Annotated in this window: 9 protein-coding genes; 5 read left to right on the top strand and 4 right to left on the bottom strand. The window is 52.1% G+C overall.

The features are described from left to right. The first annotated feature begins 73 nt into the window (after positions 1-73). The 5 genes from OGX98_RS07305 (at position 74) to OGX98_RS07285 (ending at position 6,836) form a co-directional block, all read left to right on the top strand. Positions 74-1,153 (top strand): LacI family DNA-binding transcriptional regulator, encoded by a 1,080-nt coding sequence (locus OGX98_RS07305; RefSeq protein WP_200012134.1) that lies wholly within the window; start codon positions 74-76, stop codon positions 1,151-1,153. A gap of 153 nt (positions 1,154-1,306) precedes the next feature. Next, positions 1,307-4,384: a beta-galactosidase gene (locus OGX98_RS07300; RefSeq protein WP_286595058.1), complete on the top strand. Its 3,078-nt coding sequence runs from the start codon at positions 1,307-1,309 to the stop codon at positions 4,382-4,384. Positions 4,385-4,443: 59 nt separating this feature from the next. After that, positions 4,444-5,697: an MFS transporter gene (locus OGX98_RS07295; RefSeq protein ID WP_136345276.1), complete on the top strand. Its 1,254-nt coding sequence runs from the start codon at positions 4,444-4,446 to the stop codon at positions 5,695-5,697. A 29-nt stretch (positions 5,698-5,726) separates the two neighbouring features. After that, the gene (gene lacA / locus OGX98_RS07290) at positions 5,727-6,338 is read left to right on the top strand and encodes a galactoside O-acetyltransferase (protein WP_286595057.1); all 612 of its coding nucleotides are present in this window, start codon (positions 5,727-5,729) and stop codon (positions 6,336-6,338) included. Between the two features lie 225 nt (positions 6,339-6,563). Continuing rightward, entirely contained in the window at positions 6,564-6,836 is a 273-nt protein-coding gene (locus OGX98_RS07285) for a YceK/YidQ family lipoprotein (RefSeq protein ID WP_045440341.1), read from the top strand. 59 nt (positions 6,837-6,895) lie between these two features. Here the strand turns inward: OGX98_RS07285 and prpE are convergent, their stop codons facing one another. The 4 genes from prpE to prpB form a co-directional block, all read right to left on the bottom strand. After that, positions 6,896-8,782, bottom strand: coding sequence for a propionate--CoA ligase (prpE, locus tag OGX98_RS07280; protein WP_045440339.1), 1,887 nt, complete (start codon positions 8,780-8,782; stop codon positions 6,896-6,898). Positions 8,783-8,822: 40 nt separating this feature from the next. After that, positions 8,823-10,274, bottom strand: a complete 1,452-nt coding sequence (locus tag OGX98_RS07275; protein ID WP_286595056.1) for a bifunctional 2-methylcitrate dehydratase/aconitate hydratase — start codon at positions 10,272-10,274, stop codon at positions 8,823-8,825. 38 nt (positions 10,275-10,312) lie between these two features. Further along, entirely contained in the window at positions 10,313-11,482 is a 1,170-nt protein-coding gene (gene prpC / locus OGX98_RS07270) for a bifunctional 2-methylcitrate synthase/citrate synthase (RefSeq protein WP_045440334.1), read from the bottom strand. A gap of 109 nt (positions 11,483-11,591) precedes the next feature. Further along, entirely contained in the window at positions 11,592-12,470 is an 879-nt protein-coding gene (gene prpB / locus OGX98_RS07265; RefSeq protein WP_045440332.1) for a methylisocitrate lyase, read from the bottom strand. Between the last annotated feature and the right edge of the window lie 177 nt (positions 12,471-12,647).

Raw genomic sequence — 12,647 nt, 5'->3', positions numbered from 1 at the left:
AGAACAATGCCACAAATGACGAAAAACCTTTCATGGTGTGGCATGATAGCGCGTGGATAACATGGAAATCAGGGTGGTAAATGTGAAACCGGTAACGCTATACGATGTTGCAGACCATGCAGGAGTCTCTTACCAGACCGTCTCCCGCGTCGTGAATCAGGCCAGCCACGTTTCCGCGAAAACCCGTCAGAAAGTTGAGGCCGCAATGGCGGAACTTAACTATATCCCCAACCGCGTCGCACAGCAGCTTGCGGGCAAGCAAACGCCGCTTATCGGCGTGGTGACCGCAAACCTTGCTCTGCATGCACCCTCGCAAATTGTTGCCGCCATTAAATCTCGCGCCGACCAGTCCGGGGCCAGTGTGGTGATTGCGATGGTTGAGCGTAGCGGTATGCAAGCGTGTAAATCGGCGGTACATAACCTGCTGTCACAGCGTGTGACCGGGCTTATCATCAACTATCCGCTTGATGAAGAGGACGCCATTGCCGTTGCCGCCTCCTGCGCCCCGGTGCCGGTGCTGTTTCTTGATGTCTCGGATCAATCCCCAATTAACAGCGTGATTTTCTCCCATGACGATGGCGCGCGACTGGGCGTAGAACATCTGGTACAGCATGGCCATCAACGTATCGCTCTGTTAGCCGGACCGAATACCTCAGTCTCGGCACGGCTCAGACACGCGGGCTGGCATAAGTATCTGGCGCACTACCAGCTACAACCGACGGTGGAAATGGAAGGCGACTGGAGCGCTATGTCCGGTTTTCATCAAACCATGCAGATGCTTAACGACGGTAACATCCCTACCGCTATGCTGGTCGCCAATGATCAAATGGCACTGGGCGCGATGCGGGCAATAAGCGAATTTGGCCTGCGGGTCGCAACCGACATCTCGGTAATTGGCTATGATGACACCGAAGACAGCTCCTGTTATATCCCGCCGCTGACCACAATAAAGCAGGATTTCCCGATGCTTGGACAAACCAGCGTCGACAAACTATTACAGCTTTCACAGGGTGGATCCGCCCCGGGTAACCAGCTTCTGCCCGTTACGCTGGTTGAGCGAAAAACCGTTCTGCCGCCGAATACTCAGACCGCTACCGCTCAGGGACTCGCGGAGTCTTTAATGCAGCTGGCCCGCCAAATTTCTCGTCTTTAACACTCCATGGGGAAGTTATCATCTTTATCTCGCATACCTGAATTTATGTGATTTAGTTCAATTATTATTCACCCTCCCCTTTACAAAATAATCGACTCCCACGTATGTTCAATAAAATTGTGAGCGAATAACAAATTTAACCAGGATACTGCCATGACCCTGAACACGGATTCACTCGCCGCCGTACTGAAACGCCGCGACTGGGAAAACCCCGGCGTGACACAACTCAATCGCCTGGAGGCTCACCCGCCTTTTTGTAGCTGGCGCTCAGCGGATGATGCCCGCAGGAACAGTCGCGCTGCGCAATTGCGTTCACTGAATGGTGAGTGGAAATTTGCCTGGTTTGCTTCGCCAGAAGCGGTACCTGAAAGCTGGCTTGAAAACGATCTGCCGCAGGCGGATACCATCGTGGTGCCTTCTAACTGGCAGATGAGCGGTTATGACGTACCAATCTACTCCAACATTACCTATCCGTTTCCGGTCAACCCCCCGTACGTTCCGGCTGAGAACCCAACCGGATGTTACTCGCTCACATTTAGTGTAGATGAAGGCTGGCTACTTGAGGGCCAGACTCGCGTTATTTTTGATGGTGTCAATTCTGCATTTCATCTGTGGTGCAATGGTCGCTGGGTCGGCTACGGTCAGGACAGTCGTCTGCCTTCCGAATTTGATCTTAGCAATTTCCTGACTCGCGGTGAAAACCGTCTGGCGGTGATGGTGCTACGCTGGAGCGATGGTAGCTATCTGGAAGACCAGGACATGTGGCGTATGAGCGGTATTTTCCGCGACGTTTCTCTGCTGCACAAACCCACGACGCAAATCCGCGATCTGCGTGTCAACACCCGCTTTAACGATGACTTCAGTCGCGCAGTGCTGGAAGCGGAAGTCAGGGTGGCGGGCAACGAGAGCGAAGATTTACGCGTCACCCTACAATTGTGGGATGGTGAAACACTGATCAGCGATACCACCGCCCTGTTAGGCAGCGAGATCATTGATGAGCGCGGGGCTTACAACGATCGCACTTCGCTGCGTCTGAATGTTGAAAACCCGGCGCTGTGGAGCGCAGAAACACCCAATCTGTACCGCGCTGTTGTACAGTTACATACAGCCAACGGCACACTGATTGAAGCAGAAGCCTGCGATGTCGGCTTTCGTCAGGTGAGCATTGAAAATGGTCTGCTCCTGTTAAACGGCAAGCCACTATTGATTCGCGGAACCAACCGGCATGAACATCACCCGAAAAACGGTCAGGTGATGGACGAAGCGACGATGCTGCAGGACATCATCCTGATGAAGCAGAACAACTTCAATGCCGTACGCTGCTCCCATTATCCGAATCATCCGCTGTGGTACACCCTGTGCGATCGCTACGGGCTGTACGTAGTGGATGAAGCCAATATCGAAACCCACGGCATGGTGCCGATGAATCGCCTGACCGACAATCCAGACTGGCTGCCAGCCATGAGTCAGCGCGTCACGCGTATGGTGCAGCGCGATCGCAACCACCCCAGTATTATTATCTGGTCGCTGGGAAATGAATCCGGTCACGGCGTGAACCACGATGCCCTCTACCGCTGGATTAAATCAGAAGACCCGTCCCGCCCGGTGCAGTACGAAGGCGGGGGCGCAGATACCGCAGCAACAGACATCATCTGCCCAATGTATGCCCGCGTCGACCAGGATCAGCCTTTCCCGGCTGTGCCAAAATGGTCAATCAAAAAATGGCTGTCGATGCCCGGTGAGCTGCGCCCGTTAATCCTTTGCGAATACGCCCATGCGATGGGCAACAGCCTCGGCGGTTACGCTAAATACTGGCAGGCGTTTCGCCAGTACCCTCGCTTACAGGGCGGTTTCGTCTGGGACTGGGTGGATCAGTCGCTCATCAGATACGATGACGAAGGTAAGCCCTGGTCTGCCTACGGCGGTGACTTTGGCGACACGCCGAACGATCGTCAGTTCTGTATGAACGGTCTGGTGTTTGCCGATCGCACACCGCATCCATCACTGTACGAGGCTAAACACGCGCAGCAATTTTTCCAGTTCACGTTGCTCCCTGGCGCGCAATGGAAGATTGAGGTCACCAGTGAATATTTGTTCCGTCGCAGCGATAACGAAGTTTTGCACTGGTCTATCGCTCAGGACGGTAATCCACTGGCCAGCGGAGAGCAGGCACTGGATATCGCTCCGCAGGGCAACCAGATAATCACCCTGCCGGAAATCCCGATGCCTGAAACTGCGGGCCAGCTGTGGCTGACGGTGCACGTTGCTCAGCCCCAGGCGACCGGGTGGTCAGAAGCTGGACATATCAGTGCCTGGTATCAGTGGAAACTGGAAGAAAAATTCAGTCTGACACTTCCATCACATGCCAGTACAACGCCAAAGCTGACCGTCAGCGAGGGCGCATTTACAGCGGCAGTCAATAACAAACGCTGGGAATTCTCCCGTCAGTCAGGTCTGCTAACACAATACTGGATGGATGATACGCCGCAGTTATTAACCCCGTTAATCGATCAGTTCATCCGCGCACCGCTGGATAACGACATTGGTGTCAGTGAAGTCACCCGTATCGATCCCAACGCCTGGGTCGAACGCTGGAAGGCGGCAGGTCACTATCACACAGAGCCAAAGCTACTGGTTTGTGAAGCCGAAACACTGTCCAGCAGCGTACTGATTACCACCGTACATGCCTGGCAGTACCTTGGTAACACACTGTTTATCAGCCGAAAATCCTACCGTATTGACGGACACGGTGAGATGCAAATGACAATAGATGTCGATGTCGCCAGCGGAACGCCGCATCCGGCGAGGATTGGTCTTAGCTGTCAGCTTGCGTTGGTCGCTGAGCGGGTAAACTGGACAGGTCTCGGTCCCCACGAGAACTACCCGGACCGCCTGAGCGCGGCCTGTTTTGGCAAGTGGGATCTTTCGCTGGATGAGATGTATACCCCTTACGTTTTTCCGAGTGAAAACGGCCTGCGCTGTGGAACGCGCGAATTGCGCTACGGTGCTCATCAGTGGCGCGGTGATTTCCAGTTCAACATCAGTCGCTACAGTCAGAAACAACTGATGGAAACCAGCCATCGCCATCTGCTGCAACCAGAGGCGGGGACCTGGCTCAATATTGATGGTTTCCATATGGGCGTCGGCGGGGATGACTCATGGAGTCCTTCCGTTTCGCCGGAATATCAACTGAGTGCCGGACACTATCACTACCAGGTCAACTGGCGCTAAAAATAATAAATAATTGGGCAGGTTGCGACCTGCCATTATTTTGCGTAAGGAAATCCATTATGTATTATTTAAAAAACACTAACTTTTGGATGTTCGGTTTTTTCTTCTTCTTTTACTTTTTTATTATGGGGGCTTATTTCCCATTTTTCCCTATCTGGTTACACGATATAAACCATATCAGCAAAGGGGATACCGGCGTCATCTTCGCCTGCATCTCTTTATTCTCACTGCTTTTTCAGCCCATTTTTGGTCTGCTCTCCGATAAACTCGGACTGCGAAAACACCTGCTATGGATCATTACCGGGATGCTGGTAATGTTTGCCCCGTTCTTTATTTACGTTTTTGGTCCACTACTGCAGTTTAATATTTTACTCGGCTCTATTGTCGGGGGAATTTACCTGGGTTTTATTTACAACGCAGGGGCTCCGGCAATCGAAGCCTATATTGAAAAAGCGAGTCGCCGAAGTCATTTTGAATTTGGCCGCGCACGTATGTTTGGTTGCGTGGGCTGGGCATTGTGCGCCTCAATTGCCGGGATTATGTTTACTATTAACAACCAGTTTGTCTTCTGGTTGGGATCGGGTTGCGCGATAATTCTGGCAATACTGCTGTTCTTTTCGAAAGCTGAAGTGCCTTCTTCTGCAAAGGTTGCGGACGCAGTCGGCGCCAATCATTCAGCTTTCAGCCTGAAACTGGCACTGGAGTTATTTAAACAACCTAAACTATGGTTCCTTTCACTGTATGTCGTCGGTGTTTCCTGCACTTATGATGTGTTCGACCAGCAGTTCGCCAATTTTTTCACCTCATTCTTTGCCACTGGTGAACAAGGTACTCGCGTATTTGGCTACGTCACCACCATGGGAGAGCTACTCAACGCTTCCATCATGTTTTTTGCCCCGCTAATTGTGAATCGCATCGGTGGGAAAAACGCCCTGTTGCTGGCAGGCACTATTATGTCAGTGAGGATTATCGGTTCCGCGTTTGCCACCTCCGCGCTGGAAGTTGTTATCCTCAAAACGCTTCATATGTTTGAAATCCCCTTCTTGATCGTCGGCTGCTTCAAATACATCACCAGCCAGTTTGAAGTTCGTTTTTCCGCCACTATTTATCTGGTGTGCTTCTGTTTCTTCAAACAGCTGGCAATGATTTTCATGTCCATACTGGCCGGTAATATGTACGAAAGTATCGGTTTTAAGGGAGCTTATCTGGTACTGGGAATCATCGCCCTGAGCTTCACGCTGATTTCAGTCTTTACGCTTAGCGGCGCAAAACCATTCTCTCGTTATGTCACGCAAATGGACAGACAGGTCTGAATTTAACATACAAGGATGGAGTCGCATTAATGAGCACCGCCATGAGAGACAGAATAAAAGCAGGAAAGCTGTTTACCGATATGTGTGAAGGGTTACCGCAAGAGAGATTGCGCGGAAAAGAGTTAATGTATGAATTTAATCACACGCGTCCATCAGAAGTTGAAAAGAGAGAGAAACTGATTCATGAAATGTTTGGCACCGTGGGAGAACATGCGTGGATAGAGCCCCCCATTTATTTTTCTTACGGTAGCAATATTCACATTGGTAAAAACTTCTATGCCAATTTTAACTTCACCATTGTAGATGATTACACGGTTACCATAGGCGATAACGTTTTAATTGCACCCAACGTCACGATCTCTGTAACCGGGCATCCTGTTCATCATGAGCTGAGAAAGTTTGGCGAGATGTATTCTTTTCCGGTAACGATCGGCAATAATGTCTGGATTGGCAGTAATGTTGTTATCAATCCCGGAATTACGATTGGCGAGAACACGGTCATCGGTGCGGGTAGTATCGTGACTAAAGACATCCCACCCAATGTCGTTGCTGCTGGCGTTCCCTGTCGGGTCATCCGAGAAATCAGCGACAGAGACAAGCAATATTATTACAAAGACTACAAAACGGAGCTGTCTATTTAAACAGATTACTATCCAATAAACGTAAAGGGGCAGACTTATACCCGTCATACTTCAAGTCGCCAGGGTATTGGCTACGCCTTTACGGGCCACAGCTTCGCAGCGTTCAACTCTGTTCCTGACAGATTGTCACTCCCCCTTATCACTTACCTGACAGCTTAAGTTTTGCGGACAAAAAGCCGCTTTTCTACTGTTATGGTAAAACAAGGTGGTAAGCCAGGTCAGAGCATGAGCAGAAAGACAGTTGCGGTAATAGCGCTATTTATCAGCACATTACTTTCGGGATGTGGCAGCATTAATGCACGCACGGAAGGTAAAGAGTCAAATACATATTACGTGGGTATGCATCACGACATTGATAAAATAAAAAACCCGGGTGCTTACGATTATAACTATTTCGATTTAGCGTTGTTATTTGTTGATGTGCCGTTATCTTTTGTGGCGGACACTGTATATGCGCCATTTGATAGCGATCACGGACCGTATAAGAAGGCGAATTAAGATGTAGTGCCGGATGCATCGCTGATGCGACTTATCCGGCCTACGGTTAAGATGCCTGGTTATTCTTCAATTACCTGACGGATTTGCTGTAACGACGCGGGATCGTCAATGGTGGTCAGATCGCCGGGATCGCGACCTTCACAGATCGCCTGGATCGTTCGCCGCAGCATTTTTCCGGAGCGAGTTTTGGGGAGTTGAGAAACAAACCAGACATGTGCCGGGCGACCAAAGTTACCAATCTGACTGTCCACCAGCGCCATAATCGCCTTCTCTTCTGAATGCGCGATATCGCGATCTTCCAGACTGTCGCTCTGCTTCGGAATAACAAATGCCACAGCCACCTGCCCTTTCAACGCATCTTTTACGCCCACTACCGCCACTTCCGCAACGTTCGGATAGCTGGAAATACTCTCTTCGATCTCGCGCGTGCCAAGTCGATGTCCGGCAACGTTAATCACATCATCCGTCCGGCCAAGAATAAAGTAATAACCATCGGCATCGCGGATCCCCCAGTCAAACGTGGCGTACACCTGACGAGAAAACAGCGACCAGTAGGTATTCACAAAGCGCGTGTCATCGCCCCAGATAGTTTGAATACACCCCGGCGGCAGAGGCCCTTCAATCACCAGCATTCCCTTCTCATTTGCCTCACAGGGTTCACCGGTCACTTCATTCAGCAACTGTACGTTGTAGCCATACATCGGCACGCCAGGACTACCCAGACGCGAAGGCCGGTCATCCAGTCCACGAGCAATCGCCATGATCGGCCAGCCGGATTCGGTCTGCCAGTAGTTATCGATAACCGGTACGCCCAGCGTTTCCGTTACCCAGCTCGCCGTCGGTTCATCCAGCGGCTCACCCGCCAGATACAGCACCTCCAGCGAGGAGAGATCGTGGTTGCGGATCTGCGCAGTCGGGAATTTCTTCAGCACGCGGATAGCGGTCGGCGCCGAGAACATCCGGCTGACCTGATATTTCTCGACGATTTTCCACCATACCCCGCAGTCCGGATACGTTGGTAACCCTTCGTAGACAATAGTCGCCATCCCCGCCAGCAGCGGGGCGTACACGATGTAGGAGTGTCCAACCACCCAGCCGATATCCGAGGCACAGAAAAAGACGCCACCAGCTTTGCCGCCAAAAATGGTGTCCATTGAGGTCGCCAGCGCCACCGCGTAGCCGCCGACATCACGCTGTACGCCTTTCGGTTTGCCGGTCGTGCCAGAGGTGTAGAGAATGCAGGATGTTTCGTTCGACTCCAGCCAGGTTACCGGCACACGCGCCCCGAGATGCTGCTGACGCAGCGTGGCAAAATCGAGGTCACGCCCCGCCACCTGCGCCATTTTCGCCAGACCGCGATCGACCAAAATCACATGGCGTGGCTGGTGCTGCGCCTGATTGATCGCATCGTCGAGCAACGTTTTATACGGCAGTATTTTGCCACCACGCGCTCCGGCATCTGCTGATACGATAACCGTTGGTCGGGCATCGTCGATCCGCGCCGCCACGCTATGTGAAGCGAATCCACCGAACACAACCGAATGGATCGCCCCAATACGTGCACAGGCCAGTAGCGTAATGTGCGCCTCGGCAATCATTGGCATATAGACCAGCACCCGATCGCCACGTTGAACGCCCAGCGACAATAGCATCGCTGCTGTTACGTTAACTTCGTCATACAACTGGCTAAAGGTAAACGTGCGTTCTTCTTCGGTTTCCGATGAAACGGCAATCAGCGCCAGCGCATCAGGTTGCTTATCCAGCCAACGGTCGATGGCGTTATGGCACAAATTCGTCGTCCCGCCGCAAAACCAGCGGGCAAACGGCGGATGGTTGTGATCCAGCACCTGGGTAAACGGCTGCTGCCAGTCAATACGCTGGGCCTGCTCGGCCCAGAACGACTCTGGTTGGGTAATCGAACGCTGATAAAAATCGCTATAAGACATAACGCTCTCCTGTTGAACTTACGCCTTGCCGCACGCAGGTTTAAATAATGAAAAGATCCATATACTCATTGACCGGCATCTGCTCCAGGCGTGTTCTGTCCAGGGAGACATCCAGGATGCGCTGCTGCTGGCGAGTTGGGAACTGACGCGCCAGGTTGATTTTGAATTTTTCGACCAGCTTTGGCATACCGTCATGACGACGACGCGCGTGGCCAATTGGGTACTCCACCACCACCTCTTCGAAACGTGAACCGTCGGTAAACTCGAGAGTGATGGCGTTAGCGATAGCGCGTTTTTCCGGGTCGTGATAATCAGCGGTAAAGGCAGGATCTTCGAAGCAGTTGATCTTCTCGCGCAGGGCATCAATGCGTTTATCCTGCGCCACACCGTCTTCATAATCTGCTGCCGTCAAACGTCCAAACAGCAGAGGGATCGCCACCATGTACTGAATGCAATGGTCGCGATCCGCCGGGTTATTTAGTGGGCCTTTTTTATCGATGATACGAATACAGGCTTCGTGAGTACGAATCGTCACTTTTTCGATATCCGCAGCGGTTTTCCCTGCCGCCTGCAACTTCTCATAAAGGGTCATCGCCGCTTCTACCGCAGTCTGTGAGTGGAACTCTGCCGGGAAGGAAATTTTAAACAACACGTTTTCCATCACGTACGAGCCGTATGGACGCTGGAAGCGGAACTCCTCCCCTTTGAAAGAAACGTCATAAAAGCCCCAGGTTTTTGCCGTCAGCGCCGACGGATAGCCCATCTCACCGGTCTTCGCCATCAGCGCCAGACGTACCGCGCGGGAAGTCGCATCGCCTGCCGCCCAGGATTTACGCGTGCCGGTATTCGGAGCGTGGCGGTAGGTACGCAGCGACTGCCCGTCGACCCACGCCAGTGATACCGCATTGAGGATCTCGTCACGAGTCAGCCCCAGCATCTCGGCCACCACAGCGGTCGACGCGACTTTAACCAACAGAACGTGATCCAGCCCGACGCGGTTAAAGGAGTTTTCCAGCGCGATGCAGCCCTGAATTTCATGGGCTTTGATCATCCCGGTCAGCACTTTTTTCATGGTTAACGGCGCTTTTCCAACAGCCACCGCATTGCGAGACAGCCAGTCTGCCGTCGCCAGGATACCGCCGAGGTTATCGGAAGGATGACCCCATTCAGCGGCCAGCCAGGTATCGTTGAAGTCCAGCCAGCGGATCATCGCGCCAATGTTAAATGCCGCCTGCACCGGATCAAGCTGAAACTGAGTACCCGGTACGCGAACACCGTTCGGCACTACCGTCCCCGGAACGACCGGCCCTAACAACTTTTTACAGGCCGGATATTCCAGCGCTTCCAGGCCACAGCCGAGGGTATCAAGCAGACAATAATGCGCAGTGTCATACGCCACTTTCGAGGTGATTTCGTAGTTCATGACGTAATCCACGATATCAACGATTTCACGGTCAAATTCTGGGCGAACATTCGAAATTTGTGCAGACATAACAAGAGTTCCTGAGTTTTATAATTTGAGGAATTGAATTAGCAACGCTGATCAATCGGGACAAAAACGCGATCTTCCGGGCCGGTATAATTGGCAGAAGGACGGATAATTTTATTATCCTGACGCTGTTCGATAATGTGTGCCGCCCAGCCGGTAACGCGGGCGATAACAAATAATGGGGTGAACATTTCGGTCGGAACGCCCATCATGTTGTAGGAGACCGCCGAGAACCAGTCGAGGTTGGGGAACATCTTTTTCGACTCCCACATCACGGTTTCCAGGCGATCGGCAATGTTGTACATCTTCAGCGAACCACCTTCCTGAGAAAGCTGCTTCGCCACGCGTTTGATTACCTGATGACGTGGATCGGCAATGGTATAAACCGGGTGGCCAAAACCAATCACCACTTCTTTATTTTCAATACGCTTGCGGATATCGGTTTCGGCTTCATCCGGCGTTTCGTAGCGCTGCTGGATCTCCAGCGACACTTCGTTCGCACCGCCGTGTTTTGGGCCACGCAGAGCACCAATAGCACCGATAATCGCTGAATACATATCGGAGCCAGTACCCGCAATCACCCGGCTGGTGAATGTGGAGGCGTTAAATTCGTGTTCGGCGTAAAGCACCAGCGAGATGTGCATCGCTTTTTCCCAGCTTTGCGACGGCTTTTCGCCATGCAGCAAATGCAGGAAGTGACCGCCAATAGAATCATCGTCGGTTTCGGGCTGGATCCGCTCACCGTTGTGGCTGTAGTGATACCAGTAAAGCAGGATCGAACTGAGCGAGGCCAGCAGCTTGTCGGCAATATCACGTGCGCCAGAAACGGTATGCCCCTCTTTTTCAGGTAGCGTGCAGCCTAACGCGGAGACACCGGTGCGCATCACATCCATAGGGTGCGATGCTGCGGGCAGCGCTTCCAGCACGGTACGTACGTTAGCCGGTAAACCGCGCAGCGCTTTTAATTTGCTTTTATAGGCATTGAGTTCATCACGGTTGGGTAATTTTCCGTGGATCAGCAGATGTGCAACTTCTTCAAATTCGCACTGTTGCGCCAGGTCGAGAATATCGTAGCCACGATAGTGTAAATCGTTACCGCTTTTACCGACGGTACACAGGGCGGTATTTCCGGCTGGCACGCCTGACAGCGCGACTGATTTTTTAGGCTTAATGACATTGGTATTATTTTGCAGGATCGTTGTGTCGCTCATGTTGTCCTCGTCATTATTTTAATGTGTAGGGTATTGAGGGTGTACGCCGTAGACCGGATAAACGTAGTGCCATCCGGCAGTGCCGGATGGCGGCTGCGCCTTATCAGGCCTACTTGAGATTCAGGGCGTCGAGCTTCTCCTCGTACTGGTAATAATTGATGCTTTCGTACAGCTCGTTACGCGTCTGCATAATGTCGATCACGCTCTTTTGCGTGCCTTCCTGGCGCAGCACGTTGTAAACCCTTTCTGCGGCGCGGTTCATGGCACGGAAAGCAGACAGCGGATAGAGCGCCATTGCGACGTTAGCGCTACGCAATTCATCGGTGGTGAACAGCGGCGTGGCGCCAAATTCGGTAATGTTGGCGAGGATCGGTACCTGCACCGCATCAGCAAACTGGCGGTACATAGAAAGCTCGGTGATGGCCTCCGGGAACAGCATGTCAGCACCCGCTTCGACATACGCCCGCGCACGATCGATTGCCGCTTCCAACCCTTCCACCGCCAGCGCATCGGTACGCGCCATGATCACAAAGTTCGGATCGGTGCGCGCATCCACTGCGGCGCGAATACGATCAACCATCTCTTCTTTGGAGACGATCGCTTTATTCGGACGATGACCGCAGCGCTTAGCGCCGATCTGATCTTCAATATGCAGCGCAGCGGCGCCGGCTTTGATCATTGATTTCACAGTACGCGCCACGTTAAATGCCGAGGATCCGAAACCAATATCTGCATCCACCAGCAGCGGCAACGGGCAGACATCGGTAATACGGCGAATATCAGTCAGAACATCATCCAGAGTGGAGATGCCGAGATCCGGCAAGCCCAGCGATCCGGCAGCGACACCACCACCCGACAGATAAATCGCCTGATACCCGGCACGCTGAGCCAACAGCGCGTGATTGGCGTTAATGGTGCCAACGATTTGTAATGGATTTTCTTTGGTGAGCGCGGCGCGAAACGCCAGCCCTGGGGAGTGTAGAGACATATCCCATCCTCTTGTTATCAACTTGTTATCGTTCGTTGATTAACTAAAGCAAGGGGTATGCCAAAGACCTTAATTTTTATTCATTTTCTGTTTTTGTTTTTAAAAACAATAAATTAAATTAAATCTTTATATCTTTGTTGCACAAAAGCGTGTCAGCTATCGTTTCATGAAACTGGT

It is taken from the genome of Citrobacter sp. Cm046 (assembly GCF_030333065.1).
GTDB classification, from domain to species: Bacteria; Pseudomonadota; Gammaproteobacteria; order Enterobacterales; family Enterobacteriaceae; genus Citrobacter; species Citrobacter murliniae.
The sequence above is the reverse complement of the archived record's forward strand: the minus strand, read 5'-3'. Positions and strand labels throughout refer to the sequence as shown.

Excerpts from the sequence above, each read along its gene's own strand:
- OGX98_RS07295 (WP_136345276.1), top strand. The coding sequence starts at position 4,444 with ATGTATTATTTAAAAAACACTAACTTTTGGATGTTCGGTTTTTTCTTC.
- OGX98_RS07300 (WP_286595058.1), top strand. The coding sequence starts at position 1,307 with ATGACCCTGAACACGGATTCACTCGCCGCCGTACTGAAACGCCGCGAC.
- prpE (WP_045440339.1), bottom strand. The coding sequence starts at position 8,782 with ATGTCTTATAGCGATTTTTATCAGCGTTCGATTACCCAACCAGAGTCG.
- lacA (WP_286595057.1), top strand. The coding sequence starts at position 5,727 with ATGAGCACCGCCATGAGAGACAGAATAAAAGCAGGAAAGCTGTTTACC.
- OGX98_RS07285 (WP_045440341.1), top strand. The coding sequence starts at position 6,564 with ATGAGCAGAAAGACAGTTGCGGTAATAGCGCTATTTATCAGCACATTA.
- OGX98_RS07275 (WP_286595056.1), bottom strand. The coding sequence starts at position 10,274 with ATGTCTGCACAAATTTCGAATGTTCGCCCAGAATTTGACCGTGAAATC.
- prpC (WP_045440334.1), bottom strand. The coding sequence starts at position 11,482 with ATGAGCGACACAACGATCCTGCAAAATAATACCAATGTCATTAAGCCT.
- prpB (WP_045440332.1), bottom strand. The coding sequence starts at position 12,470 with ATGTCTCTACACTCCCCAGGGCTGGCGTTTCGCGCCGCGCTCACCAAA.